This window comes from Mumia sp. Pv4-285, from assembly GCF_041320275.1.
Lineage (GTDB): Bacteria > Actinomycetota > Actinomycetes > Propionibacteriales > Nocardioidaceae > Mumia > Mumia qirimensis.
Window position 1 is genome coordinate 937141 of the sequence record NZ_CP162023.1, and the last position, 26060, is coordinate 963200.

Annotated in this window: 27 protein-coding genes and 2 riboswitches; of the genes, 12 read left to right on the forward strand and 15 right to left on the reverse strand. The window is 71.5% G+C overall.

What is annotated here, in order from left to right:
• Positions 1 to 14: 14 nt before the first annotated feature.
• Genes AB3M34_RS04490 through AB3M34_RS04510 form a run of 5 tightly spaced genes read right to left on the reverse strand, consistent with a single transcriptional unit; the run spans position 15 to position 3990 of the window.
• The gene (locus AB3M34_RS04490) at positions 15 to 1247 is read right to left on the reverse strand and encodes an NRAMP family divalent metal transporter (RefSeq protein WP_370617891.1); all 1233 of its coding nucleotides are present in this window, start codon (positions 1245 to 1247) and stop codon (positions 15 to 17) included.
• Positions 1244 to 1708, reverse strand: coding sequence for a hypothetical protein (locus AB3M34_RS04495; RefSeq protein ID WP_370617892.1), 465 nt, complete (start codon positions 1706 to 1708; stop codon positions 1244 to 1246). Before AB3M34_RS04495 ends, AB3M34_RS04490 begins: the two co-directional genes overlap by 4 nt.
• 52 nt (positions 1709 to 1760) lie before the next feature.
• Positions 1761 to 2951 carry an AI-2E family transporter gene (locus AB3M34_RS04500; protein WP_370617893.1) on the reverse strand — a complete coding sequence of 397 codons (1191 nt, stop codon included), beginning with the start codon at positions 2949 to 2951 and terminating at the stop codon, positions 1761 to 1763.
• 18 nt (positions 2952 to 2969) lie between these two features.
• Positions 2970 to 3647 carry a uracil-DNA glycosylase gene (locus tag AB3M34_RS04505; RefSeq protein ID WP_370617894.1) on the reverse strand — a complete coding sequence of 226 codons (678 nt, stop codon included), beginning with the start codon at positions 3645 to 3647 and terminating at the stop codon, positions 2970 to 2972.
• Positions 3648 to 3666: 19 nt separating this feature from the next.
• On the reverse strand, positions 3667 to 3990 hold the full coding sequence (locus AB3M34_RS04510; protein ID WP_370617895.1) for a YidH family protein: 324 nt from the start codon (positions 3988 to 3990) through the stop codon (positions 3667 to 3669).
• A 51-nt stretch (positions 3991 to 4041) separates the two neighbouring features.
• Here AB3M34_RS04510 and AB3M34_RS04515 point away from each other — a divergent pair, with 51 nt between their 5' ends.
• Both AB3M34_RS04515 and AB3M34_RS04520 read left to right on the forward strand, forming a co-directional pair.
• Positions 4042 to 4548: a SigE family RNA polymerase sigma factor gene (locus AB3M34_RS04515; protein WP_370617896.1), complete on the forward strand. Its 507-nt coding sequence runs from the start codon at positions 4042 to 4044 to the stop codon at positions 4546 to 4548.
• Positions 4545 to 5459: a PASTA domain-containing protein gene (locus AB3M34_RS04520; RefSeq protein ID WP_370617897.1), complete on the forward strand. Its 915-nt coding sequence runs from the start codon at positions 4545 to 4547 to the stop codon at positions 5457 to 5459. The genes AB3M34_RS04515 and AB3M34_RS04520 overlap by 4 nt, the downstream gene beginning before the upstream one ends.
• A 55-nt stretch (positions 5460 to 5514) precedes the next feature.
• Here the strand turns inward: AB3M34_RS04520 and AB3M34_RS04525 are convergent, their stop codons facing one another.
• Positions 5515 to 8136 carry a M14 family metallopeptidase gene (locus tag AB3M34_RS04525; RefSeq protein WP_370617898.1) on the reverse strand — a complete coding sequence of 874 codons (2622 nt, stop codon included), beginning with the start codon at positions 8134 to 8136 and terminating at the stop codon, positions 5515 to 5517.
• A 232-nt stretch (positions 8137 to 8368) separates the two neighbouring features.
• Here AB3M34_RS04525 and AB3M34_RS04530 point away from each other — a divergent pair, with 232 nt between their 5' ends.
• Positions 8369 to 8884 carry an Lrp/AsnC family transcriptional regulator gene (locus AB3M34_RS04530; protein ID WP_370617899.1) on the forward strand — a complete coding sequence of 172 codons (516 nt, stop codon included), beginning with the start codon at positions 8369 to 8371 and terminating at the stop codon, positions 8882 to 8884.
• A gap of 3 nt (positions 8885 to 8887) precedes the next feature.
• Here the strand turns inward: AB3M34_RS04530 and AB3M34_RS04535 are convergent, their stop codons facing one another.
• Positions 8888 to 10060, reverse strand: a complete 1173-nt coding sequence (locus AB3M34_RS04535) for an MFS transporter (protein ID WP_370617900.1) — start codon at positions 10058 to 10060, stop codon at positions 8888 to 8890.
• 136 nt (positions 10061 to 10196) lie between these two features.
• Between AB3M34_RS04535 and AB3M34_RS04540 the strand changes: the two genes are divergently transcribed.
• On the forward strand, positions 10197 to 11405 hold the full coding sequence (locus AB3M34_RS04540; RefSeq protein WP_370617901.1) for an MFS transporter: 1209 nt from the start codon (positions 10197 to 10199) through the stop codon (positions 11403 to 11405).
• Between the two features lie 4 nt (positions 11406 to 11409).
• Here AB3M34_RS04540 and AB3M34_RS04545 read toward each other — a convergent pair whose 3' ends face one another.
• The 3 genes from AB3M34_RS04545 to AB3M34_RS04555 form a co-directional block, all read right to left on the reverse strand.
• Positions 11410 to 12000, reverse strand: coding sequence for a GNAT family N-acetyltransferase (locus AB3M34_RS04545; RefSeq protein WP_370617902.1), 591 nt, complete (start codon positions 11998 to 12000; stop codon positions 11410 to 11412).
• Positions 12001 to 12020: 20 nt separating this feature from the next.
• Positions 12021 to 13481 (reverse strand): alpha,alpha-trehalose-phosphate synthase (UDP-forming), encoded by a 1461-nt coding sequence (locus AB3M34_RS04550; RefSeq protein ID WP_370619940.1) that lies wholly within the window; start codon positions 13479 to 13481, stop codon positions 12021 to 12023.
• 67 nt (positions 13482 to 13548) lie between these two features.
• Complete coding sequence (locus AB3M34_RS04555) at positions 13549 to 14532, reverse strand: Gfo/Idh/MocA family protein (RefSeq protein WP_370617903.1); 984 nt, start codon at positions 14530 to 14532, stop codon at positions 13549 to 13551.
• Between the two features lie 85 nt (positions 14533 to 14617).
• Here AB3M34_RS04555 and AB3M34_RS04560 point away from each other — a divergent pair, with 85 nt between their 5' ends.
• The 8 genes from AB3M34_RS04560 (at position 14618) to AB3M34_RS04595 (ending at position 21972) form a co-directional block, all read left to right on the forward strand.
• Positions 14618 to 15001, forward strand: a complete 384-nt coding sequence (locus AB3M34_RS04560) for a DUF3263 domain-containing protein (protein ID WP_407070173.1) — start codon at positions 14618 to 14620, stop codon at positions 14999 to 15001.
• An 8-nt stretch (positions 15002 to 15009) separates the two neighbouring features.
• Positions 15010 to 15540, forward strand: a complete 531-nt coding sequence (locus AB3M34_RS04565) for a LytR C-terminal domain-containing protein (RefSeq protein ID WP_370617904.1) — start codon at positions 15010 to 15012, stop codon at positions 15538 to 15540.
• Positions 15541 to 15549: 9 nt separating this feature from the next.
• Complete coding sequence (locus AB3M34_RS04570; protein WP_370617905.1) at positions 15550 to 17190, forward strand: alpha/beta hydrolase; 1641 nt, start codon at positions 15550 to 15552, stop codon at positions 17188 to 17190.
• Positions 17191 to 17229: 39 nt separating this feature from the next.
• Positions 17230 to 18078 (forward strand): trehalose-phosphatase, encoded by an 849-nt coding sequence (gene otsB / locus AB3M34_RS04575; protein WP_370617906.1) that lies wholly within the window; start codon positions 17230 to 17232, stop codon positions 18076 to 18078.
• A complete protein-coding gene (locus AB3M34_RS04580; protein WP_370617907.1) occupies positions 18062 to 19723 on the forward strand; it encodes an alpha/beta-hydrolase family protein in 1662 nt (553 codons plus the stop codon). The genes otsB and AB3M34_RS04580 overlap by 17 nt, the downstream gene beginning before the upstream one ends.
• Positions 19723 to 20175 carry a hypothetical protein gene (locus AB3M34_RS04585; RefSeq protein ID WP_370617908.1) on the forward strand — a complete coding sequence of 151 codons (453 nt, stop codon included), beginning with the start codon at positions 19723 to 19725 and terminating at the stop codon, positions 20173 to 20175. The genes AB3M34_RS04580 and AB3M34_RS04585 overlap by 1 nt, the downstream gene beginning before the upstream one ends.
• 79 nt (positions 20176 to 20254) lie before the next feature.
• Positions 20255 to 20396: riboswitch (SAM riboswitch) on the forward strand.
• Between the two features lie 9 nt (positions 20397 to 20405).
• Positions 20406 to 21680, forward strand: a complete 1275-nt coding sequence (gene thrC / locus AB3M34_RS04590) for a threonine synthase (protein WP_370617909.1) — start codon at positions 20406 to 20408, stop codon at positions 21678 to 21680.
• Between the two features lie 13 nt (positions 21681 to 21693).
• Complete coding sequence (locus tag AB3M34_RS04595) at positions 21694 to 21972, forward strand: MoaD/ThiS family protein (protein WP_149769864.1); 279 nt, start codon at positions 21694 to 21696, stop codon at positions 21970 to 21972.
• A 3-nt stretch (positions 21973 to 21975) separates the two neighbouring features.
• Here AB3M34_RS04595 and AB3M34_RS04600 read toward each other — a convergent pair whose 3' ends face one another.
• The 5 genes from AB3M34_RS04600 to AB3M34_RS04620 form a co-directional block, all read right to left on the reverse strand.
• A complete protein-coding gene (locus tag AB3M34_RS04600) occupies positions 21976 to 22803 on the reverse strand; it encodes a class I SAM-dependent methyltransferase (protein WP_370617910.1) in 828 nt (275 codons plus the stop codon).
• 42 nt (positions 22804 to 22845) lie between these two features.
• On the reverse strand, positions 22846 to 23628 hold the full coding sequence (locus tag AB3M34_RS04605; RefSeq protein ID WP_370617911.1) for a thiazole synthase: 783 nt from the start codon (positions 23626 to 23628) through the stop codon (positions 22846 to 22848).
• Between the two features lie 4 nt (positions 23629 to 23632).
• On the reverse strand, positions 23633 to 23833 hold the full coding sequence (gene thiS, locus AB3M34_RS04610; protein ID WP_370617912.1) for a sulfur carrier protein ThiS: 201 nt from the start codon (positions 23831 to 23833) through the stop codon (positions 23633 to 23635).
• Complete coding sequence (gene thiO, locus AB3M34_RS04615; protein WP_370617913.1) at positions 23830 to 24999, reverse strand: glycine oxidase ThiO; 1170 nt, start codon at positions 24997 to 24999, stop codon at positions 23830 to 23832. Before thiO ends, thiS begins: the two co-directional genes overlap by 4 nt.
• A riboswitch (TPP riboswitch) is annotated at positions 24993 to 25102 on the reverse strand. (Overlaps the previous gene by 7 nt.)
• Entirely contained in the window at positions 25069 to 26004 is a 936-nt protein-coding gene (locus AB3M34_RS04620; RefSeq protein ID WP_370617914.1) for an EamA family transporter, read from the reverse strand. It overlaps the preceding riboswitch by 34 nt.
• Between the last annotated feature and the right edge of the window lie 56 nt (positions 26005 to 26060).

The window sequence follows — 26060 nt, forward strand, 5'->3', positions numbered from 1 at the left end:
TCGTCTCCTTCGTCTCATCCCTGCCCCATCCGCGTGATCACCATGAGCGGGATCGCCGCGACCGCCGCAACGAGGATGATCCCCGCGAAGACGGTGCCGAGAGCGTTCGCCAGGCGCCCGTTGACGTGCTCTCCCATGTAGGTGCGGTCGTTGGCGACGACGAGGATCGGCAGATACGTCAGGGGGAGCGCGATGGTCGAGAACACGACCGAGAACTCCGTCACCGTGATCGGGTCGACCGTCGTCATGAGCACGAGCACCGCCGCGACGACGGCGAGGATCATCACCGCGTGGAAGCGCGCCGCGGTGAGCGGCCGGACGTACTTGCCCCACTGCCACCCGAGGTACTGGGCGATGCTGTAGCCGACGGAGAGCCCGGTCTCGCAGGCGGCGCCGAACGTGGCGCCGAAGAAGCCGACGAGGACCACGACGACCCCGATCGTCCCGAGCGCCTGCGCGACGGGCATGCCGACCTGCCCGAGGGTGGACACGTCGACGCCCAGGGGTTGGAAGAGCATGCTCGTCGCTGCGGCGATCGCCAGCGACAGGATCCCGCCGAGAGGGAAGCCGATGAAGACGTTCATCCGCATCGTCCGCAGGTCTCGGACGGACCAGTGCTCCTCGACGCCGCCGGAGGAGAAGAAGAACACCTCGTACGGGGTCATCGCCGCGCCGAACAGCGCGACGGCGTAGTAGGCGTAGACGGTCCAGCTCTCGTCCGGCGGCTTCGCGAAGGTGACCGCCTCGGTGATCATCTCGCCCCAGTCCGGGCCGAGCTGCCACACGGCGACCGCGAAGACGACCAGAGCGAGCCCCAGCAGGCCGAACACGTTCTCGAGGACGTCGAACTTCACCCGCCAGAGCACCAGCCAGACCGCCGCGGCGACGACCGGGACGACGAGGAGGTACGAGACGGAGCTGGCGAGCTCCAACGCGAGGGCGATGCCGCCGATCTCGGCCACGAAGGTCAGCAACGTGACGCCCATCGAGGCGAGGAGGTTGAGGAGGCCCATGCCCGGACCGAGGCGCTCGCGCACCAGATCGAACGTCGCACGCCCGCTCACCGCCGCCACGCGCCCCGACATCTCGGCGAACACGCAGATGCCGAGGACGCCGACGAGAGTCACCACGGCGAGCGACAGCCCGAAGCGCGCCCCGACCTGGGCGTTGGTGACGAGGTCGCCGATGTCGACGAACCCTCCGATGGCGGTGAGGATGCCGAGGGCGACGGCGAAGACGCCCTTCACCGTTCGGCCACCGTCGGCGCGATCTCCTGACGTGCCTCAGCGATCTGCGACCCGACCTCGGCGAGGTCGGAGCGGATCTGGGCGTACGACCCGTGTCGCCCCCGGCGTACGGCGATGCGCGCCTCGGTCACCAGACCGGACGCCTCCTCGAGGAGGTCGGTCGTCGAGTCGTAGACCGCCTGCTCGCTGGCGGGCGGCTGGGTGGCCGCGTACGACTGCTGCGTGGATCCGAGCGACTCCTCCTGCTCGGTCAGGACCACCGTGCCGTACGGCCGCGGCAGTCGCCGCAACCGGAGCTGGTCGAGGGCGACGCCGGTGGTCGCGACCGCACTGGTCGCGTCTTCGAGCGCTCGGTCCGACTGCTCGAGGAACGCGGCGGGCGTCGGTGCCCCGCACGCGGTGAGCAGGGCCGCGACCGCGGTCGCGGCCACGACGGCGACGTTCGTACGCGCACGAGGCACGGCGCCATCGTGGCACCGGCCCCGGTCGTCCGCAGAACGGCCGGTCGCGCGGTCAGGCGGGGGTCGGTGTGGGTCCGACGCCGTGGGTCGGCGGGGTGCTCGGGGTGTCGTCGCGAGGGAACGGCCCCTCGGGACCGTCGGACGGCGGCGGTGACAGCGGTGGTGGCGGCGGCGGACCGTCGGCCCGCAGCGCGATCTGCTCGTTGACGTAGCGCAGGACCGCTGCGGCGGTCGCCACGGCCGGCACCGCCAGGAACGCGCCCGTGATGCCGAACAGCGAGCTGCCGGCCGTGATCGCGAGGAGCACGACCGCCGCCTGCAGGTCCATCGCCTTGCCCTGCAGCCAGGGCGAGAGGACGTTGCCCTCGAGCTGCTGCACGGCGATGATCACGATCAGCATGATGACGGCGTCGCGGAAGTCGTTGGTGACCAACGTGATGAGCACGGCGAGCGCCCCGGTGACGAACGCGCCGACGATCGGGATGAACCCGCCGAAGAACACGATGACGGCGAGCGGGATCGCGAGCGGGACGTCCAGGATGACGAGGCCGAGCCCGATGAAGACCGCGTCGACGAACGACACCAGCGCCTGGGTCCGGATGAACCCGCCCAGCGTGCCCCACGCGCGGCTCCCTGCCTCGCTGAGGTGCGTGCCGACCCGTCCGCCGAGGGTCCGCTGCAGCCACGGGAGGAACTTGTGGCCGTCCTTCACGAAGAAGAACGTCAGCATCAGGACGAGGACCGTGTTGACGATGACGTTGGTCGCCGCACCGAGGGTGGACAGGGCGCCGGCGCTGATGACGTCGGCGCTGTCGCGGAGCTTGTCCTGCAACGACTGGATCGCGTTGTCGAGCTGGTTCTCGGTGACGCCGAGCGGACCGTCCTGGACCCAGTCCTGGATCGCCTGCAGGCCGCGGCCACCCTCGGCGGCGATGTCGCCGGCCTGGCCGGCCACCTGCGGCGCCAGGACCGCGACCACACCCGTCAGGACCGCGAGAAAGCCGAGCACGACAACCACAGCCGCGAGGGCAGCGGGAACGCCGCGCCCCCGTAGCCACGCCGCCGGAGGACCGAGCAGCGTCGTCACGATCAGCGCAAGCATCACCGGATAGCCGATCATCCAGAACTTGCCGATGATCCAGCCGAGGACGAACAGACCGGCGGCGATGGCGATCAGCTGCCACGACCAGCGGGCGAGCGTGCTGAAGCCGCTGGCGAGGACGGCAGAGCGGTCACGGGTCACGGGACCGAGGCTAGGCCATCAGGGAAGTCTCCAGTCGACAGGCGCGCTGCCGAGGGCCGACAGTGCGGCGTTGACGCGGCTGAACGGGCGCGATCCGAAGAATCCGCGCGACGCCGACAAGGGGCTCGGATGGGGAGAGGCGATGACCGGGATGTCACCGAGCCACGGCTGCAACGACTGCGCGTCGCGGCCCCACAGCAGGGCGACCAGCGGCTGGTCCCGGGCGACGAGCGCCTTGATGGCCTGCTCCGTGACGGGCTCCCAGCCCTTGCCCCGGTGGCTCGCCGGCCTACCGGGTGCCACGGTCAGGACCCGGTTGAGGAGCAGGACTCCCTGCTTCGCCCACGGCGTGAGGTCGCCGGACGTCGGCTCGGGCACCCCGAGGTCGGTACGCATCTCCGCGAAGATGTTCATCAGGCTCCGCGGCACCGGCCGCACGTGCGGGGCCACCGAGAACGAGAGCCCGACCGCGTGGCCCGGCGTCGGGTACGGGTCCTGGCCGACGACGAGCACCTTCACCGACGCCATCGGCTCCTGGAAGGCGCGGAGGACGTGGCGTCCCTCCGGGAGGTACTGGTGGCCGGCGGCGATCTCCGCACGCAGGAAGTCGCCCATCGCGGCGACCTGTCCGGCGACGGGCGCGAGCGCCTCGGCCCAGTCGGGAGCGACGAGATCTGTCAGGGGGGCGGCGGGCACGGGGGCCAGCGTAGTGCGGTCAGATCAGCGAGAGGACCAGCACCAGGATGCCCAGCGAAGCCACCCCGGTCACGAGGAGCATCGGGATCGGCGTCGCGCGCAGCGGCAGGTCGTCCGCGATGCGCCTGTCGTTGTCGCGCCAGCGCAGGTAGCCGAGGACCGCGATGACGATTCCTCCGGCGAGGATGACGGATCCGACCAGGCGCGTACGGCCCGTCCCGCCGAGGATGTCGCCGAGCTGGACGACGGCGCCGCCGGTGACGATCAGGGCCAGGGCCGTACGGACGTACGCGAGGTAGGTGCGCTCGTTGGCCAGGACGAAGCGCTGGTCGGTTCCGCTCATGGGACGAGTCTGCAACACATCGGAGCGTCGGTGCGTCCATGATGTGTGACCATGACGGACCTGCCGCGCGCCACGGACGCCGAGGCGTTCGTGCGCGAGCACGCGACGTGGATGGTCCGGCTGGCCTACCTCCTCACCGGCGGTCGCGAGGACGCCCTCGACCTGGCGCAGGAGACGTGCGAGCGGGTCTGGCGCTCGTGGGACGCGGTCGCCGCGGCCGACGACCCCCGGGCGTACGCCGCGACCATCATGGCCAACCTCCAGCGCAGCCGATGGAGGCGCAAGCGGCCGTTCGAGGTCCCGTACGAGGACACGAGGCACGACGCGCCGACCTCGACGCTGGGGTTCGAGGAGGTCGACGCGTTGCGCCGTGGCCTCGACCGGCTGTCGGAGCGACAACGGAAGGCGATCGTGCTGCGCTACTGGGTGGACCTCGACGACGCGACGATCGCCGAGGCGCTCGACTGCCGACCGGCGACCGTCCGCAGTCTGCTCGCGCGTGGCGTCGCGCGGCTTCGTGCCGATCTGGACCAGTCGGCCGACGGGATCGGGTCATGAACGCCGACGAGCTGCGGCGCGGGCTGGACGCCCTCGCGGAGCGGGCTCCCGACGGGGAGGACCTGCTCGACCGTGTTGCGGTGGGACGCTGGCTCGGTCGACCTGAGGCGTCCGCGCGCAGCCGCAAGGCCGCCCCGCTGCTCGCGGCGGCGGCGTGCGCGGCCCTTGTCGCGGGCGTGGCGTTCGTCCCGTCGATCTTCGACAGGTCTCGCGATGAACAGACCTCGTCGCCGAGGCGCGACGACGCCGGCGGGGCGAACGCCGGGATGGGTCACCTGACGGCCGTCAGCACGCGTCAGGTGGGCAGGGGGCGTGTCGTCGTCTCGGTTCCCGTGACGTGGAGCTCTGTCCAACCGCAGTGCAGCGAGCCCGTGGTCGACGGCTACTTCTTCACGGTCGGCTTCTTCAGGGCCTGCTCGGCCCATCGCCCTCCAGGCATCACGACCCTCCAGATCGACTCGATCGCCGCCACGGGCCGCAACCCGGACGACCCGGGGGAGAGGACCCACGACCTTGGCGGACACCCGTACGGCGTGGCGCGCTCGTCCCAGGCCGGGTACGAGACCGCAGTCGTCGTGGTGCCTGACGAAGACGTGCGCCTGACCGTACGCGGCCCGGGCGCTTCCGTGGAGACGATCGTGGCGTCGCTCGCGCTGCTCCCGGAGGGTGCGGTTGCTATCCCGCAGCTCTCGATCGGCATCGACGACGGTGAAGCCGGCAACGACGCGCTGCCCACGCTGGCGGAGCTGCGGCGACGGCTCGAGCGGGTCGGACTGGCGATGGAGATCGACCGGGGCGGCAGTTCCCCGGAGGACTACGCACGACTGAAAGTCACGCCCCGCCCCGGGACGGTCGTCGACGTGGGGTCGACGGTCCTCGTCGAGCTTGTCGGCACCCGCGGCATCCCGTGACGGGTACGGCGCTCGACCCCCGGTCGCAACGTGGACCGGGGGTCGAGCGGGTCGATCAGCGGCCGAAGGCGTCGACCAGCGCCCTTCCGCTCACGTCGGCCGCCGCACCGTTGTAGATCGCGTTGGTCACGATCGTCCACGCCGCGCGAGGCCACGTACGGAAGGTGATGTGGCCGCCCGCGACGGTCGCGTTGCCCTTGCCCACGTCGAAGGTCACGACGTTCGCCGCGCCTGCGATGGCCTCGGTGCCCCTCGCGTACCCGCTGACGAGCAGGTCGTCGCTGTCCGGGTACGACGCCGCGACCTGGCCGTCACCCGACACCGCGAACGCGGGGTCGTTGTTGAACCAGACGGGCCACTTGGCCGGCATGCCCCAGGTCGCCGCCGCCCTTCGGTCGTACCGCTGCTCGAGCAGTGCGCCCGGCGCTGTGAACGCCGCACGATCGCTCGGAGTGACGTTCTCGAGCGGGAGCGAGAGCGCTGATGCGGCCGTGATCGAGGCGCTCCCGAGTGCGACGAGGTTGCCGCCGTCCTTCACCCAGGCCGCGAGCTTCGCCGGCCCCTCCGGGACCCCGCGGGCCCAGTGGAACTCCGCCGGGTAGCGAGCAGGGTCGAGCCCGTCCGTGATCGATCGCGTGGAGACCCCCGGCGCGAGCACGATCGTGTCGAACTGGTCGAGCGCGGCGTAGTCGTCGGCCTCGACGACCTGCACGTTCGCGCCGTACTGCTCGAGCATCCACCACATCCATCCGCCTGGCATGTTGTTCGCGCCACGGACCAGACCGACGCGGGTCGTGGGCGCGAGCTTGACCGCAGCGGCTCGGGGGACCCGAGCGAGGGCGTGGACCTGCAGACCCGTCGCCGCGCTGGCGCCCTGCAGCGCCCCACGCGCACCGGGTGCGGCCGCCGGGACGACAAGCGCTCCGGGCGGAAGCGTCTTGCCCAGGACTGAGACCTTCTTCTTCAGCCGGTACGCCGGAACCCCGGAACGCTCCAGCGCCGTGATCACGTGCCCCACGCCGTACGACTCAGGGCTGACGAGGTACGCGCCCCGACGTCCGGGCGCCGCAGGGAAGGGCGGTGGCGTCGGCACGATGTCGGTGACCTGCCGCGTGGCCGCGGCGAACGGATCCTCGACCGCCTTCACCGTCACGCCCATCAGCAGACCGAGGTTGTCGGTGGTCTCGCTGTACGGCATGATCAGCGGGCACGTCGTGCACTTGCGTGCCGAGTCTGGATACTCGTCGACCCGCAGCTGCTGGTCCACCCACCGGCCCATGGGCTGATTGGTGCGGAGGATCCACGAGCCCTTCCCGTACCGTTTGCCGTCGGCCTGGAACGCCGACGTGGCCTGTTCGATCCGCGCCTTGCCGGCGTGGAGGAGGCTGAGCATCTCGTACGTCGCGAAGGCGTCGCGCTGCTTGGAAGGCACCACGTACGCGTACGGGCCACCGGTCCACGTCTCGCTGTTGCGGTTGACGAGGTACATGTTGTTGTAGAGCCACTCCTGCGGGTTGGCTGCCACGGTGTCGAGGCCGGAGTAGGCGGCGGACTCCGCGTAGTCGACGATCTGCGACAGCGACCACGTCTTCTTGTCGTACGGCAGCGGCGAACGCAGCGTCGCGGTGTTCGGCTGAAGGATCTCTTCGGACTCGACCGTGTAGGCGAGGTCGCGTGCGGAAGCGATCTCGGTGAGCCACGTCGTGGTGCCCTGGAAGGTGCTGTAGCCCATCACGTCGGCGTTCCACATGATCCCGTAGGCGTCGTCGGTCTTCGCGCCTGGCTTGCCCTCCGCGATCAGGTCGCGTTGGGTCTCCTGGCCGATGCTGTTCGCCGAGGAGACCGTGAGCGGGTCGAGCGTCCTGGACATCGGCTCGTCCCACGGCGGCGACCAGATGCGAGGGCTGTTCGTGCCTGCCTGGTGCATGTAGTGCTGCACCGTCGGGCGATACTTCTGCTCGAGCGCGACCCGGATCTTCGACTCCTTCTGGGTCACCATGAACCAGTCGCGGTTGTTGTCGTGGCCGACGTACTTCTGGTACAGGTCCGGGAAGACACGCGCGTAGTCCGTGCCCGCCGTCTCGTTGAAGTAGTTGACGACGCGGTTGTGCCCGTCGGGATTCTGCGACGGGACCACGAGGACGACCATGTTCTTGAGGACGCGCTTGGTGAAGGCCGAGTCGTCGGTGGCGAGCCGGTGGACGACATCCATCAGCGCCTGCGTGTTGCCCACCTCGGTGGAGTGGATGCCGGCTTCGACGTAGTAGACCGGCAGACTGGTGGCGGCGAGCTTGCGGGCGTACGCGTCGCGCTCGAGCCCCGCCTCCGCGGCCTCCTCGCGCATCGTCTGCGGGTCGGCGAGGCGAGCGTTGATGTCGAGGATCTCGTCGACACGGTCGAGGTTGGTGGGCGAGCTGATCCGCAGGATCGGGAAGTCCTCCCCCTCGGTGGTCCTGTCCACCACCTCGTACTCGACGCGGTTGGACTTGTCCGCGACGACCTGCAGGTACTCCTTGATGCTGGCGAAGTCGGCCAGCTGCCCCTCGGCGCCCATCTCGAAGCCGAAGAAGGTCGGGGGATCGGGGATGCGTGGTGCCGCGGTGCTGGCACTGCTGGTCGAGACGATCAGGCCGGCGACCACCAGGCCTGCTGTGGCGAGGATGCTGCGTCTTCTCATGGTCGGGTCCTCCAGGACGGGAGTTGCGCCAATCGGATCCGGTCAGGCTCGCGACGCCGTCGGGTTCGGTCAACGGTGGGGAGGCGTCTCGCTGCACAGTCGAGACAGATCGGTCGATGTCGGACTTGAAACGTGCAAACGGTCCACGATCGGTCGAACTGCGGCCAGTCGCGCTCGTGCATAGGGTGTCGGCACCAAGGTCTGGCACACGGGGAGCAAGGGGTGTGGACCGATGACGACTGTCCCGACGACGGAGTCTCGCCTCGACGAGATCGACCGGCGGCTGCTGTGGGAGCTCAGCAACGACGGGCGCGCCTCCGTCAACGAGCTGAGCTCACGCCTGCACGTCTCGAGAGCCAACGCCTACGCGCGGCTGCGGCGGATGCTCGACGCAGGGGTCATCGAGCAGTTCGGGGCGCAGGTGTCGCCACAGCGTGCAGGTCTCGGGACGTCGGCGCTGGTGCTCCTGACCATCCGGCAGGCGGAGTGGCGTGACGTGCGTGACCGGTTGGCGCGCGTGCCGGGTGTCGACCACATCGCCCTGTGCGCCGGGACCGCGGACGTGGTGGTGCTGGTGAGGACCTCCGACACCGTGGGCCTGCGGGAGATCGTGCTCGAGGAGATCCGTACGGTCCCCGGCGTTCTCGCGAGCCGGACCACGCTGATCCTCGACGAGGCGCGCGGCGGGAGCGTTCCGAGCGTCTTCGCCGGCACCCTTGCCGAACAGGCCAAGCGGCGCCACTGCTGAGCGTCAGCGTTCGGTCGTCACCTGTCCGGTGCGCGAACGGAGAAGGGTCGGCGCAACGACCCCCGCGACCACGCAGCCCGCGACCGGGAACCAGAACGCAGCAGTCAGCGGCATCACCGCCGTGAGGACCCCGATCAGCGCCGGACCCGCGAGGAGGCCGACGTACCCGAAGCCGGCGACCCGCGCGACGTTGGTGCCCGACCGTGCCGGATCGACGTGGCCTGCGGCGGACAGGAACTGCGGCACGCACCCCGACAGCCCCAGTCCGAAGACGGCCCACCCGACGACCGCGACCGCCACGCTCGGTGCAAGGGCGGCGACCGCCAGGCCGGCCGCCGCGAGGAGGCTGCCGCCGCGGACGAACGCGGCCCGCCCCACCCGCGTCACGACCCGGTCGGTGACCAGGCGACCGCCGGTCATCATCAAGGAGAAGGCGCCGAACGCCCACGCCGCGGTCGCCTTGTCGGCATCGAGGACGTCGTGCAGGTGCACCGCCGACCAGTCGCCGGCGACACCTTCGGCGAGGAACAACATGAACGCGAGTGCAGCGAGCCCGGCGATCTGCAGGGTCCAGCGGGAGCGGGTGTTCTGAGCGGGCTCGCCGGACCCTCCTTCGATCTCGCGCTGCTTCCATACCGACGACCGCGCGACGATCGCGAGGAGCAGACCCGCGGCGCCGAGGACTGCGGCGGTCGCGGGGAGCGGGACGCCGGCCCTGATGGCGAGCCCGCCGACGACCGCGGCGACCAGGCCGCCCAGCGAGTAGTAGGCGTGGAAGGTCCCCATCACGTGCCGCGCGTACGCGCGTTCGACCTCGACGGCCTGCGTGTTCATCGAGACGTCGAGCACGCCGTTGGCGAGGCCGAGGAGCACGAGACCCGCGGCCAGCTGATAGGGGTCTCGCGCCAGCGCCGGGCCGAGCAGCGTGACACCCATCACGGCACCGGCGACGAGCTCGACCCGGCCTGAGCCGATCGAGTCCGCGAGCCTGCCGCCAAGCTGCATGCCGATGAACGCCGACCCGCCCATCAGCAGGAGCAGCCACCCGAGGGCCACGGTGTCGACCCCGGCGCGGTCCTGGACGGTCGGGATGTTGACGACCCACACGCCGATGGTGAATCCGTTGAGCACGAAGAACGCACTGGTCGCGACGCGAGCGCGGAGGAGGGCTGTCACCGCACGAGCGTACGTGCGCGGCACGTGCGTGCGGTGCCGAGGGTTTACTTCCCCGTTACACTGGAGGGGCTCAGGGTTCGTGGCGCGTTCTGGTGGAGGGAGGCGCGCCGGAGTTCGACCTACCCTGAGGACATCCGTGTCACCCCTGACTGCCTATCGGCGACTCTTCTCCCTCGCCGGACCGGCCTACGTCGTCGTCGCCTTCCTGGGCCGTCTGCCTCTCGCGATGAGCCAGATGGGCACGCTGCTGCTCGTCTCGTCGACCACCGGCTCGTACACCCTCGGCGGCCTCGCCGCGGGCGCCCTGGCGGTCGCGAACGCCGTCGTCTCGCCGATCGCCGGAGCGACTGCAGACCGGATCGGTCAGCGACCCGTCGTGCTCGCCCAGTCCTTCGCCGGAGCCGCCGGGCTCTCGGTGCTCGTCCTGCTGACGCAGGCGGGTGCCGCCGGTGGCTGGCTCGTCCTCGTCGCCGGTCTGACCGGCGCCGCGATGCCGCAGATCGGCCCCCTCGCCCGCGTACGGTGGCGTCCGATCACCGGCCACGCAGGACGCGAGTCGCCGCAGCTGGTCGACGCTGCGTTCTCGTACGAGGGCGCCGCCGACGAGGCATCGTTCGTGCTCGGCCCTGCCCTCGTGGGTGCGGTCGCCGTCCTGATCGACCCCGCGGGATCGCTGCTGGTCGCGGCGGGCCTTCTGGTCGTGTTCGGCGGGTGGTTCGCCCTCCACCGGACCGCGGCGCTCGTGCGCGGTTCGCGCGGAGCCGTACGCACGAAGGCGAGCATCCTGTCGGCGGCGTTCGTCGCGCTGGTCGTGGCGCAGCTGTTGGTCGGCGTGCTGTTCGGCTCCGTCCAGACCGGAGCCACCGCGCTCGCGACCGCCGAGGGCACGCCCGGCGTCGCCGGTCTCGTCCACGCGACGCTCGGCGTCGGATCCGTCGTCGCGGGCCTCTCGATGGCCTGGGTCCCGGCGCGGATCGGCTTCGAGAAGCGCATCCTGGTCGCGGCCGGGGCGCTGGCCGTGCTGTCGGCGCCGCTCGTGCTCGTGCACAGCATCGGCGGCCTGGTCGCGGTCGTCCTGGTGCTCGGCTTCGCCGTCGCCCCGTACATGATCAGCAACTTCACCCTGGGCGAGCGGATCGTCCCGATCAGCCGCGTCGGCCAGGCGATGACCCTGCTCGCGGGCGCCACGGGCATCGGGTACGCGATCGGCTCGACCGTCGCGGGTCGGCTCGCCGACGCCGGCGGGTACGCACCGGCGCTGGGCGTGACGGTCACCGCCGCGTGGCTCGCGCTGATCGTGGCCCTCGCCAGTCAGCGCACGCTCGCGGCGGCGCCGCAGCGATGACCGGTCAGCGGTCGAGCGCGGTGCGCAGAGCCGTACGGACCTCCGGCCACTCGTCGTCGATCACGCTGTAGAGCACGGTGTTGCGCCACGAGCCGTCCTTGCGGGGCTTGTGCTTGCGCAGCAGGCCTTCCTTCGTCGCGCCGATCCGCTCGATCGCGGCCCTCGACTGCTCGTTGCGCTCGTCGATCTCCCACGCGACACGCACCGCGCCGAGGGTGTCGAAGGCGTGCGTGAGCAGCATCAGCTTGGACTCGGTGTTGATGCCCGTGCGCTGGAACCGCTCGCCGAGCCACGTGACGCCGATGAGCAGCGACCGCCGCTCCGGGTTGATGTCGTAGTACGTCGTGATGCCCGCGAGGTCGCCGGACTTCGTGTCCATCTGGGCCCACGCGTTGACCCCGGGCACCGCGAGGTAGCGGGCGACGAGGGACTCCGCCTCCGTCAGCGTCTCGGGGCGGTCGAACGACATCCACCGGAACACGGAGTCGTCCTCGGACGCGGCGAGGACGCCCTCGGCGTGGTGGGGGCGCAGCTGCGTGAGCGTGACGTGATCACCGAACATGTCCTGGGCTTCGTACCACTGACTCGGTCGCATCCTTCGACCCTAGCGAACGCTCACTCGACGGGACGGGTGCGCTTGCCGTGGGGCTCGCGCACGGTCTCGAGGTCCTCCAGGAAGCACTGGGCCCACTTGTCGATGTCGTGCTCCATGACCTGGCGGCGCATGGCGCGCATGCGCTTCGCCTTCTCCTTGGGGGTGTCGGAGATGGCCTTCAGCATGGTGGCCTTCATGCCGTTGATGTCGTACGGGTTGACGAGGTACGCCTGCTTCAGCTCGGCCGAAGCGCCCGCGAACTCGCTCAGGACCAGCGCTCCCGTCTCCTCGTACCGGCAGGCGACGTACTCCTTGGCGACGAGGTTCATCCCGTCCCGCAGCGGCGTGACGACCATGACGTCGGCAGCGCGGTAGAGCGCGGCCATCTCCTCGCGCGGGTACGAGGAGTGCAGGTAGGTGATCGGCGGCTGGCCGATGCGTCCGACGTCGCCGTTGATGCGACCGACGATGCGGTCGATCTCGTCGCGCAGGCGGCGGTACTGGTCGACGCGCTCGCGCGACGGCGGCGCCACCTGGACGAAGACGGCGTCCGCCGGGTCGAGGATGCCCTGCTGGGCGAGCTCGCCGAAGGCGCGGAGGCGCTGCGGCATGCCCTTGGTGTAGTCGAGGCGGTCCACGCCGAGGAGGACGAACTTCGGGTTGCCGAGGCTCGCCCGGATCTCGTCGGCCCGCGCCTGGGTGGACGGCTTGCGGGCGAGGTCCTCGAAGTAGCTGGAGTCGATCGAGATCGGGAACGCCTTGGCCACGACCGTACGGCCGTCGTCGAGGTAGATCGTGTCGCGGTGGGTCTTGCTGCCGACGCGCTGCCGGACGAGCCGTACGAAGTTCTGGGCGGCCCCCGTCGTCTGGAACCCGACGATGTCGGCGCCGAGGAGCCCCTCGAGGATGCGGCGGCGCCACGGCAGCTGGGTGAACAGCTCGACCGGCGGGAAGGGCACGTGCAGGAAGAAGCCGATGCGCAGGTCGGGTCGCAGGTCGCGCAGCATCTGGGGGACGAGCTGCAGCTGGTAGTCCTGCACCCAGACCAGACCGTCCTCCTCGGCGATCGTGGCGGCGTACTCGGCGAACCGCTGGTTGACCGCCACGTAGGAGTCCCACCACTCGCGGTGGAACTCCGGGGTCGCGATGACGTCGTGGTAGAGCGGCCAGAGGGTCGCGTTGGAGAAGCCCTCGTAGTACTCCTTGACCTCCTGGTCGTGGATCGGCACCGGCACCAGCTGGATGCCGTCGAGGTCGAACGGGTCGATCTTCTCGTCGGGAGCGCCGCTCCATCCGATCCACGCACCGCCGTGCTTGCGCAGCACCGGCTCGAGGGCCGTGACGAGCCCGCCGGGCGACGTCCGCCACGCGGTGGAGCCGTCGGGCATCTGCACGCGGTCGACCGGGAGGCGGTTCGCGACGACGACGAACGACGCCGAGTGCTCGTGTCCTCGCAGGCTCTTGGCAACCGTCTCGGACACGTCAGCGCTCATGGCACGACCCTATCCGCGATCGTCGACCCACGGCAGACCAGCGTGGCGTCCGACATCAGCTCCCGCTGGGGTCGACCTGCTCGCGGATCTCGTCCATCAGCGCCATGATCTCCACGGTCTCGTCGAGGGGGAGCAGCGGCGACTCGGTCAGCCCCTCGCGCAGGCAGCGGCCGACCTCGACGATCTCGTGCGCGTATCCCGTGCCGACCACCGGCTCGGCGATCTCCTCGGCCTCCCAGTTGCGGGCGTAGGTGAAGGAGTGCGGATGATGGAACGGCGCCGGCAGCTCGAGCCTGCCGCCGTCACCGGCCACCGAGGCGCGGGCGTCGGGCCAGCCCATCTGGGTCCAGCTGATCGAGGCGATCGCGCCACCGGCGTAGCGCAGCGTCGCCCCGCCGGACAGGTCGACGCCCTGGTCGCTGAGAGTGGCGACGGCACGGAGCTCGTCCGGCCGGCCGAGGACCAGGTAGGCGAAGGTCAGCGGATAGATGCCCACGTCGAGCAGCGCGCTCGCGCCCAGCGCCGGGTCCCAGAGCCGTGCCTTCTCGAGCGGGGCGACGAACCCGAGGTCGGCGCGTACGTGGGTCACCGTTCCGCAGGCCCCCTCCGCCGCCATCGCACGCAGGCGGCGGATGTTGGGGTTCGTCCGCATCCACATCGCCTCGGCGAAGAACAGCCCCCGTCGCCGTGCCTCGTCGACCAGGTGCTGCGCGTCGGCGGCGTCGAGCGTGAGGGCCTTCTCGCAGAGCACCGCCTTGCCGGCGTCGAAGCAGGCGAGGACGTCCTCGGTGTGACGACCGTGGGGTGTCGCGACGTAGACCACGTCGATGTCCGGGTCGGCGAGGACCTCGGCGTAGGACCCGTACGCCACGGGGGTCGCGGTCTCGGTCGTGTACAGCTCGGCGAACGCCTGGGCCGTGGCCAGAGAACGGGACCCGACCGCCTGCAGGACGGCGTCGTCGACCAGGGCGAGGTCGCGGACGAAGGAGTGGGCGATGTCGCCGGTGGCGAGGATGCCCCAGCGGAGGGGGGACGTCATGACGACCATCATGGCGGTACGGGACGGTCCCGCCACGCCGGGCGGGGAATGCCACGGGTGTGATTCGCCGACCTACGATGGGGGCATGGATCCCGGGTCTCGATCGACTGCGTCGCCTCGACCGACGGAAACCCCATCGCCGGTCGAGGCCGGAGCGCCAGCACCCCCACCGCTGGTCGAGGCCGGAGCGCCAGCGGAGGATCGAGACCCCGCCCGCGCCGGACTCACCGAGCGCGAGGAGGCGATCCTCGGGTTCGAGAGCGGCTGGTGGAAGTACGCCGGTGTGAAGGAGCAGGCGATCCGTGCGGAGTTCGGGTTGTCGGCGACCCGCTACTACCAGGTCCTCAACGCGTTGATCGACCGAGAGGACGCCCTGGCCCACGACCCGTTGCTCGTGCGTCGGCTCCGGCGCATGCGCGCGACCCGGCGCCGTACCCGTTCCGCGCGTCGACTGGACGCAGACGCCTAGGAGCCCTGGTGACCGAGACTCGCGAAGACCGCCCGGTCGACGACCGGCAGCGCGTCGCACCCCGTACCCGGGTCAAGCCGCGTGCCGTCCCGTCGGTCGTGCTGGTGGCCGCGATCCTCGTGCTGGCGGTTGCCGCGGTCGGCCTCCTCGTCGGCAACGACCCGGACGACCCTGCTCCGGTGGCGGCACCTTCCGCGACACCCACGCCCCAGCCCACGCCCGAGCCGGTCGCCGCCGCACCGACCACGGCGCCGCCCACCACGGCCGAGGTGCCGCGCGCGTTCGTCGAGGTCTACAACAACTCCGGTGTCACCGGCCTCGCCGACTCGACGGCCGGTCGCGTCCAGGATGCCGGCTGGAAGGTCGTGGGCGTCGACAACTGGTACGGCAAGATCCAGGAGACGACCGTCTACTACCCGAAGAAGCTCAAGGACCAGGCCGAGCGTCTCGCCGCCGACCTCGGGATCGGCCGCGTCCGTCCCGCGATCGAACCGATGAAGTTCGACCGGCTGACGCTGATCCTGACCGACGCCCCCTAACCTGTCGGGGTGTTCGCCCCACGCCGCTCGCTGCTCTACTGCGCGCTGCCCGGGGCGTACGGCGCCCTCCTCCTGGGCTGCCTGGCATTCACTCCGTCGCTGCTGCCGCGGCCGGCGGTCTTCCAGGGCGCGGTCGCGGGCGTGACCTCGGCGCTGGGGTACGCGGTCGGTGTGCTGGCGGCGTACGTCTGGCGCGAGCTGGTGGAGCGCCAGGCGCGGGAGCCGTCCCGGCGCTCCTGGACGGTCTTCGCGGGAGTCGCCACGGTGGCGGTGACCACCTCGCTGGCCCTCGGGTGGCGATGGCAGCACGAGGTCCGGGCGCTGATGGGCATGGACGACGAGCCGCTGGCGTGGATGCTCGCGATCCCGTTCGTGTGGGGTCTCGTCACGCTCCTGCTGGTGATGCTGGGCCGCGCGACGGTCTGGGTCTACCGACGGCTGGTCCGTCTCCTCGACCGCGCTCTCGGTGAGCGTGCCGCGAAGGTGATCGGCCTCGCCGTCCTGGTCGGGTTGCTCGTCGCCGCCGTCGACGGCGTGCTGTTCGAACGCCTCCGCGCCGGTGCCGACGACGTCTTCTCGTACCGCAACCTGATCACGCCCGACGGCGTCGAACGGCCGTTGGAGCCGGAGCGCTCCGGCAGCGAGGCGTCGCTGGTCGACTGGGACACGCTCGGCCGTGAGGGGCAGGTGTTCGCCGCGTCGGGACCGCGGGCGGCGCAGATCAGCGCGTACACCGGGCAAGTGGCTCGCGAGCCGGTCCGGGTGTTCGCCGGGCTGGCGACGGCCGAGGACGTCGCCGAGCGTGCCGCGCTGGCGGTCGACGACCTGGAACGCGCGGGCGGGTTCGCGCGCAGCAGGCTGCTCGTCACGACGACGACCGGTTCGGGGTGGGTGGAGCCGACCTCCGTGGCGGGCTTCGAGTACCTCGGCGGCGGCGACACCGCGACGATCGCGCTGCAGTACTCGTCGTTCCCGTCGTGGATCTCCTACCTCGTCGACCAGGAGCAGGCGCGCGACGCGGGCCGCGAGCTGTTCGACGCGGTCTACGCGCACTGGTCGGCGATGCCGGCCGAGGCGCGGCCCGAGCTGTACGTGTTCGGAGAGAGCCTCGGCTCGTTCGGCGCCGAGGCGGCCTTCAGCGGCGCGTACGACCTCGCGAACCGGACCAGCGGTGCGCTGTTCGTCGGTCCGCCGAGCTTCAACCCGCTCTGGGGACGCTTCGTCCGCGACCGCGAGACGGGCACCCCGGAGGTGCTCCCGCAGTACGCCGACGGCGCGCGTGTGCGGTTCGCGCGGCGTGCCTCCGACCCGATCCCGCCGCGCGGACAGCCGTGGGACGGCCCGCGGATCCTCTACCTCCAGCACGCGTCGGACCCGATCGTGTGGTGGAACCAGTCCCTGCTGCTCACGCGTCCGGACTGGCTGGCCGAGGACCGCGGCCCCGACGTCCTCGGCACCGTGCGCTGGATCCCGCTGGTCACCTTCTGGCAGGTGACCGCCGACATGGCGCTGGGGACCAAGGTGCCCGCCGGCTACGGCCACGTCTACGCGGGCGAGCACGTGGACGCCTGGGCCACCATCCTGCGGACTCCCGGCTGGACACCCGAGGAGTCGCGTCGGCTGCGCACGCTCGTCGCGAACACGGACTAGGACGAACGCCCACGGACGGTGCCTGGGATGATGGGAGGCATGCCTCTTTCTGCCGTGCCGGCGCCGCCCCCTCGTACGGATGCGGGCGCCGCTGCGCTCGCCTCGCTGGTCGGCGATCCCGAGCAGGCGATGCTCGCCTTCGACTTCGACGGGACGCTCGCGCCGATCATCGACGACCCCGAGCAGGCGCACGCCCACGACCGGTCGCTCGCGGCGCTCCAGCGGATCGGCCCTTGCGTGGGCAAGCTGGCCGTGATCACCGGCCGCCCCGTCCGCACCGCTCTGCGGCTCGGCGCGTTCGCCGAGCGCGACGGCATGAGCCACCTGACGATCCTGGGCCAGTACGGCGCCGAGCGCTGGGACTCGTCGACCGGCGACGAGTCCGTGCCGCCCCCGCCCGAGGCGGTCGCCGAGGTCCGCGCCGCGCTCCCCGCGCTGCTCGACTCGATGGGGCTGGCCGACGTCCGGATCGAGGACAAGGGTCGCGCGGTCGTGCTGCACACCCGCGGGCTGCCGGACCCGGCCGGAGCGCAGGCGCTCCTCGAGGGCCCGCTCGCCGAGCTCGCCGAGCAGCACGGGCTCGCCGCGGAGCCCGGCCGCTTCGTCGTCGAGGTCCGTGACCCGTCCGTCGACAAGGGCGCCGCGCTGCGTGGCCTCGTGGCCGAGACCGACGTGCGGACGATCGTCTACGCCGGCGACGACCTCGGTGACCTGCCCGCGTACGAGGCACTGACGGTGATGCGCGACGCCGGAGAGGTCGAGGCCCTGCTGGTCGCGGTCGCCTCGGACGAGCAGCCGGCGCTGGTGCCGCGCGCCGACGTCGTCCTCCACGGACCCGACGAGCTCGCGGACTGGCTCGAGCGACTGGCCGATGCGCTCGACTGCTGAGCGGGCCGGTCGCGCTCTCGCTGCGTGGACGCTGCGACGCAGTCCTGCCGGGCTGCTGCTCGCCGCCGCGTTCTTCTGGTTCTCGCTGCAGCCGTCCCTGCTGCCGAGGACGTGGGTGCTCCAAGGAGTGCTGAGCGGGGTGCTGACGGCGATCGGCTACGGCCTCGGCGCGCTGCTGGGACTCGTCGGCCGCACGATCCTCGCCCGCGTCCGGCCCGGCGCGGTCGTCGTGCTGCGCAGCCGGCGGATGCGCCTGTGGCTGCCGGGCCTGGCCGCCGTGCTGGTCGTGCTGACCTACGGTCGCAGCGTCGAGCGCCAGCTCTGGACGTACGCCCGGCTGGGCGTCGACGCGCCCGCGGGTCCCCTCCTGGGCGTCCCGCTGGTCGCGGCCGTGGTGCTGTTGGTGATCGTCGGCGTCGCGCTCGCGCTGCGGTGGGTGCGCGACGTCCTCGCGCGACGAGGCCGCACGCTCCTCGGGCCGGTCGTGGCCTCGGTCCTCGCGACGGTCGTGACGGTGGTGGCGGTCGTCGCGGCGCTGAACGCCTGGGCGTACCAGCGCACTCTCGACGGGCTCAACAGCTCGATGTCGTTGTCGGACACGGTCCTCACGCCGTTCGACCCGGAACCACCCGAGTCGCCGTACGCCACCTCGGGACCCGGCTCGGACGTCGCGTGGGACGGGCTCGGTGACCAGGGGCGTACGTTCCTCGGGCGGCGGCCGACCGCTGCGCGGATCACCGAGCTGACGGGCGAGGACGCGGTCGAGCCGATCCGCCTCTACGTCGGGCGCGGGTCGGCCGAGACCGTCGACGAGCGGGTCGCGGTGCTGCTCGACGAGATGGACCGTACGGACGCGTGGGCGCGCCGCATCGTGGTCGTCAACGTGCCGACCGGCACCGGCTGGATGAACGAGCAGCTGTTCGTGCCCCTGGAGTACTTCCACGACGGCGACAGTGCCGTGGTCGGCATTCAGTACTCGCACCTGCCGAGCCCGGTCGCGTTCCTCATGGAGCAGGACGCGGCGATCGTCACGGCGCGGGCGACGCTCGACGCCGTGCGCGACCGCCTCGACGCGCTACCCGGGACCGATCGCCCGCTGCTGGTCGTCACCGGCGAGAGCCTCGGTGCTTACGGCGGCCAAGGCGCCTTCGCGGACCTCGACGCGATGACCACGCAGGTCGACCGGGCCCTGTGGGTCGGGACCCCGTCGTTCACCGCGCTGCGACGCACCGCCGAGCGCGAGCGCGTCCGCGGTTCACGGCAGGTCGCCCCGGTGCTCGGTGACGGCGGCACGATCCGCTTCGCCAACCGCGTCAGCGACCTCGACGGGGTCTCGCCGCGCGTCACGTACCTCCAGAACGCCGACGACCCGATCGTGTGGTGGGAGCCGTCGCTGGCGTGGCACGAACCGGACTGGATGGACGAGCGTCGTGACCCCGCGGTCTCCCCGTACCTGCGGTGGTGGCCGACCGGCACGTTCTTCGCGGTCGCCCTCGACATGGCGGTCGGCAACGACTTCGACGAGGGCAACGGCCACCTCTACGGCACCCAGCCGCTGGACGCCTGGCGCGCGATGCTGCCGCCGGACGGCTGGGACGACGCGCAGGTCGAGGCGCTGCGCGAGACCCTGCGCGGGGTGCGCTGATGCGGGCCCCGACGACCGCGCCTCTGCTTCCGCACACCGGGTGGACGCGCGTCCGGACGGTGGTGAACTGGGTCAACCTCTCGACCGTGCTGGGCCTCCTGCTCGCCTGGATCGGTGGCGCGGAGGTGCGGCGGCGCGGACGCGGGACGTACGTCGCTACCGGCTACCGCTGGCGCATCCCGGCGGCATCGGCGTTCACGGTCGGCAGCGTGATCGTGTCGCGGCACGGCGAGGACCGTTTCACGCGGCGGCCGGCGCTGCTGCTGCACGAGGACCGGCACTGCACGCAGTACGCGTGGTGCCTCGGCCCCGTGATGCTCCCGCTGTACTTCGCCGGCGTCGGGGTCTCGTACGCGGTGGCCGGCGACCACTGGTCGTACAACCCGTTCGAGCGGCTCGCCGTGCTCGTCGACGGCGACTACCGCGTGAACCCGCCGCGCTGGCGAGACTGAGTGGGCGAGCCCTCGGTCACGCCTGTCCGGATGCTGGACTGATTGGACGGTATGTGAGACGGCGACGTACGCTTGCGAAAGCTCATCACGAGGGGCGGAGGGACACGGCCCGACGAAGCCCCGGCAACCACCCGGCGATGCTCGCGCAGACTGCGAGGCCGCGCCAGGGGATGGTGCCAATTCCGTCCTGTGGCGAAAGTCGCGCACAGGAGAGATGACGAGGAGGCCTCGTGAGCGCGAGCACCCTGGAGTCCACCGGCCGTACGACCGCCCGTCCCGGAGCCTTCGGCAACGCGACCGGCCTGGTCTGCCGCGCATGCGGCACTGCTCAGGAGCTGGGCCCGCACTACGCCTGTATCGAGTGCTTCGGTCCGCTCGAGGTGTCGTACGACTTCGGCACCCTCACACGTGAGCAGATCGAAGCCGGACCCAAGAGCATCTGGCGCTACCAGCCGCTGCTGCCCGTCCCGGCCGACATCGCGTCGTTCCCCAACACCGATCCCGGCTTCACCCGTCTCGTCAAGGCCGACAACCTGGCCCGCGAGCTCGGCATCAAGTCCCTCTGGATCAAGGACGACTCGGGCAACCCGACGCACTCCTTCAAGGACCGCGTCGTCGCCGTCGCCCTGTCCGCCGCGCGCGAGCTCGGCATGAAGGTGCTGGCCTGCCCGTCCACGGGCAACCTCGCCAACGCCGTCGCCGCGGCTGCCGCCCGCGCCGGCATCAAGAGCGTCGTCTTCATCCCCGAGAACCTCGAGCGGCCGAAGATCCTCACCACCGCGGTCTACGGCGGCACGCTGGTCGCGGTCCGCGGCAACTACGACGACGTGAACAAGCTCGCCAGCGAGATCGCCGGCGAGGAGGAGGGCTGGGCGTTCGTCAACGTCAACGTCCGTCCCTACTACGCGGAGGGCTCCAAGACCCTCGCGTACGAGACCGCCGAGCAGCTCGGCTGGCGCATCCCCCAGCAGATCGTCATCCCGGTCGCCTCGGGCTCACAGCTCACCAAGGTCGACAAGGGTCTGACCGAGCTGGGCAAGCTGGGACTGGTCGATGCGACGCCCTACAAGATCTTCGGCGCACAGGCGACCGGCTGCTCGCCGGTCGCGCAGGCGTTCCGCGACGGCCACGACGTCGTCCGCCCGGTGAAGCCCGACACGATCGCCAAGTCGCTCGCGATCGGCAACCCGGCCGACGGGCCGTACGTGCTCGACACGTGCCGTCGTACGGGCGGGGCCGTCGAGGACGTCTCCGACGACGAGGTGCGCGACGGCATCCAGCTGCTCGCCCGCACCGAGGGCATCTTCGCCGAGACCGCCGGCGGCGTCACGATCGCGACGCTCAAGAAGCTCATCGCGACCGGTCAGCTCGACCCGGACGCAGAGACGGTCGTCTTCAACACCGGCGACGGCCTCAAGACCCTCGACGCGATCGCCGACCGTGTCGGTCCGGCCGCCACGATCGACCCCACCTACTCGGCGTTCACCGCCGCCAACCTCGTCTGACCGAGAGGACACCATGAGCGTCTCCGTCCGCATCCCCACGATCCTTCGCACCTACACCAAGGGCGACTCCGAGGTCACGGTCGAGGGCGACGACGTCGCGTCGGTCATCGACGCGCTCGAGGCCTCGTACCCGGGGATCAAGGCGCGTGTCGTCGACGAGACCGGTGCGATCCGCCGCTTCGTCAACGTGTACGTGGGGACCGAGGACATCCGCTTCGCCGAGGGGCTGGGCACGACGGTCCCGACGGGCCAGCAGGTCTCGATCATCCCCGCGGTCGCCGGCGGCTGCTGACCGTCAGGGCTTCACGGCCTGCAGCGTGTAGCTGGCCGCCATCCGTTCCGGGTGGTCGGCCAGCCGATGCTCCCCGGGGTGGTCGGGGTGCGGCTCCATCAGCCCGGGGAGCGCGACCCACGGGACGGAGTCGTGCTCGGCCAGACCGGTGACGGTCAGCCCGTGGTCGAGCAGGGCGGTCACCACGTCGGCGAGCGAGTGGACCCACTCCCGGCTGGGGAGCTCCTTCAACGTCTCCGTCGACTCGACGTACGACTCTGCAGTGGTGAACACGAGCGGTTCGGGTTGGTGGAAGTACGGGTAGGTCAGCGTGGCCCGCCCGTCGACGACCTCGTGCGTGAGCAGCATCGGGTGGCCCTCACGGAGGAACAGCCGGCCGCCCGGTCGGAGCAGGTCGCTCACGACGCCGGCCCAGCGGTCGACGTCGGGCAACCAGATCAGCGCTCCGATGCCGGTGAAGACCAGGTCGTACGCTCCGGCGCCGAGCAGCCCGACCGCGTCGTACACGTCGCCCTCGACGTACGACACGTCCGCGCCTGCCCGACGCGCCAGGGCGCGTGCCTGGTCGAGCGACGCCGGCGAGAGGTCGAGCCCGACCACGTCGCAGCCGAGGCGGTGCAGGCTCACGGTGTCCGAGCCGATGTGGCACTGGAGGTGCACGGCACGCAGCCCGGCGACGTCGCCGAGCAACGGGAGGTCGAACCGTACGACGTCGCTGAGCGCCGCGGGGTCGTCGGCGTACCGGCGGAGGTCGTACTCGGGCGACGTGGCGTGGGCCGGTGCGCGGTCGTCCCACATCGCCCGGTTCACGGCAAGGTAGTCGTCGGTCATGCCGTCACCGTCCCACGTCCGGCGCGCTGCCGGCGGGCGACGTCAGGTCCCGACGAGACCGGTGGTCGGGCTGGACGCGAGCGCCGACTCGCGGCGGGGGATCCGCCCGGCTCGGCGAGCGGCACGTCCGGCGCGTACTGCGCCGGCGATGGCCGCGGCCATCGCCGGCGGGTCGTCGGCGCGGGTCACGGCCGTCGCGCACAGCACCGCGTCGCAGCCCAGCTCCATCGCGAGAGCGGCATCGGAGGCGGTGCCGATGCCGGCGTCGAGCACGACCGGGACGTCCACCGCACCGGCGATCGCCGCGATCGCCCGCGGGTTCGTGATGCCGAGACCCGACCCGATCGGTGAGCCCAGCGGCATGACCGCTGCGCACCCGAGGTCGGCGAGCCGACGCGCCGTGACCAGGTCGTCGTTGGTGTAGGGGAGCACGACGAAACCGTCGCGGACGAGCGTCTCCGCCGCGTCGATGAGCTCGACGACGTCGGGAAGGAGCGTCACGTCGTCGGCGACGACCTCCAGCTTCACCCACGACGTTCCGAGGGCCTCACGCGCGAGCCGGGCGGTGAGGACCGCCTCGCGCGCCGTCCGGCAGCCCGCGGTGTTGGGGAGCAGCCGGGCACCGTGCTCGCGCACGACGTCGAGCAGAGACCCGGGCGCGTCGGCGCCGACACGACGGATCGACACGGTGACGAGGTCGCTCCCGCTCGCGGCGAGGCAACGGCGGAGCACCTCGGGGTTGGGGATCCCTCCCGTCCCGAGGAACATCCGGCTCTCGATCGTGGTCCCGGCGACGACGAGCGGGTCTGGGACGCTCTCGTGCACGAGGTCAGCCTCCTTGGACGGCGGTGACGACGTCGACCTCGGCGCCGTCGCGGATCAGGTGGCCGGCCCACTGCGACCGGGGGACCACCGCGCCGTCGACGGCGACGGCGACGTCGGTCCGCCCGATGGCGAGGGCGTCGACCAGGCCGAGCACGGTGGTCGCACCAGGCAGGTCGTGGGTGGACCCGTTGAGCCGGATCGTCATCGAGTCTCCTGGAGATCGGCGAGACCGGCGCCGGCCGGCCCGGTGAAGCGGCGGGGATCGGTGGTATCCCAGCCGGCAGGCGGCTCGTCCCCGGCGACGAGTGCGGCCACGACGTCAGCGGTCCACGGCGCCAGCAGGATCCCGCCGCGATGGTGCCCGCTCGCGACGAGGAGCCCGTCGACGCCCGTCCACCCGACGAGAGGCACGTGGTCGGGTGCGGCGGGGCGGAGCCCGGCGGTGGCCTCGACGAACGTGGCGTCCCGAAGCTCCGGCACGACCTCGGTCGCGTCGTGGAGCAGGTCGTGGACGGCCTCGGCGGTGACCGCGGTGTCGTACCCACGCTCGACGCTCGTGGCGCCGACGACCACCTCGCCGTCGGCGCGGGGGACGAGGTAGACGGCGCGCCCCCGGACGTCGGCGCGCACGGTCCGCTGCAGCGCCGGGCGGTCGGTGCGGACCCGCAGGATCTCGCCCTTCACCGGGCGGACGGCGGTGCGCAGCCAGCCGGGCACGCCGGCGGTGTCGGCCAGTCCCACGCCGTTGGCGACCACGACGACCTCGTGCCGGCGGTGCCGTCCGGCCCGACGCGTACGGACTCCGGTCGCCGTACCGGTGTCGGTCATGACGTCGGCCGTGTCCTCGACGAAGGCGACTGCTCGCCGCGCGCACGCGGCGAGCAGGGCCGCGACCAGCGTCCGGTTGTTGACGCTGTGGTCCGAGAGCACCTCCGTGACCGAGTGCATCCCCGGGTGGAGTGCGGGCTCGAGCGCTCGCGCCTCGCGACGAGAGAGCAGGCGGTGCGTGATCCCGGCCGAGGCCATCAGCGCGTGGAGGCGGGCCTGCGTGCCGGCATCGTCGTCCGTGGCGGCGACGAGGAGCGTGCCCTCGGAGCGCAGCTCGGGCCCCCACCCGGCATCGGCCTCGAGGTCGTGAGCGGTGGCGGGCCACCGATCGAGGGAGGCCAGCCCGAGGCGGAGCAGGGACTCCTCGCCGAACCACGCCTCGCCCGCAGGGGAGAGCATCCCGGCGGCAGCCCAGGACGCGCCGCGCGCGGGCACGGGGTCGTACACGGTGACGCGGTGGCCACGACGGGCGAGCGTCCACGCGACGGTGAGCCCGATGACTCCGCCGCCGACGACGGCGACGCTGGGGACGGACGAGGGCACCTGCTCCTGCCTTCCTTCGCCGGCATGACCCGGATCAGGTTCGACGGTCGGAGCGGCATCGGCTCCCTCTCAGCCCTTGGCCAGGGCTCCCGTGGGGACGTCCGCACCGTAGGCGTCGGGAGGCGGCGGAGTCAACCGTCGCCGCGACTGCGTGGATCCGAGCAGCACACCGGCGATCACGACCCCGCCGAACACCAGCTCCACCGGGTCGAGCCGCTCGTGCAGGAGGAGGGCGCTGGCGCTCATCCCGACGACCGGGACCAGCATCGAGAACGGCGCGACGGTGCTGGACGGGTAGCGCGTCATCAGGATCGTCCAGAGGCCCGACCCGAGCACCGTGCCGATGACGACGGTGTACGCGATGCCGAGCACCGCGGGCAGCGCCTCGACCGTGAACGACGTGGCGAGGGACTCGCCGATGCGGTCCGGGCCCTCGACGATCAGCGCCACCGCGAGCATCGGAAGCGGCGGCACGACCGACATCCACAGCGTGAGGTGGAGCGGGTTCGAGGGACGCGCCTGCCGGTTGGCGAGGTTGCCGAACGCCCAGCCGAGCGCGCCCAGCAGCGTGAGCACGACGGGGAGGAGCGCCGCGGTCTGCGAGCGGTGCCACGCGACGCCGGCGAGCCCGACGATCGCGACGACGATGCCGAGGACCTGGCGTCCGCTCAGCCGCTCCCGGAGCAGGACGCCGGCGAGCACGACGGTGAACGGTGCCGATGCCTGGAGGACCAGCGACGCGAGACCGGGGGGCATCCCGGCACGCATCCCGGCGTACAGGAAGACGAACTGCGCGATGCCGAAGCCGACGCCGTAGCCGATCAGCCAGCGCAGGCGCACGTCCGGACGAGGGACGAGGAGGATCGTCGGGATCGCCAGCAGGCCGAAGCGCAGCGCGACGCAGAACATCGGCGGGTACTGCTCGAGCGAGGCGTGGATGGCGATGAAGTTCAGCCCCCAGCAGATCGCCACGAGCACGGCGAGCGAGCGGTCGCGGTTGGTCACCGGACCAGCGTGCGGGTGAACCAGGATGAAGCACAAGCGACTATTGCTTCGCTGAC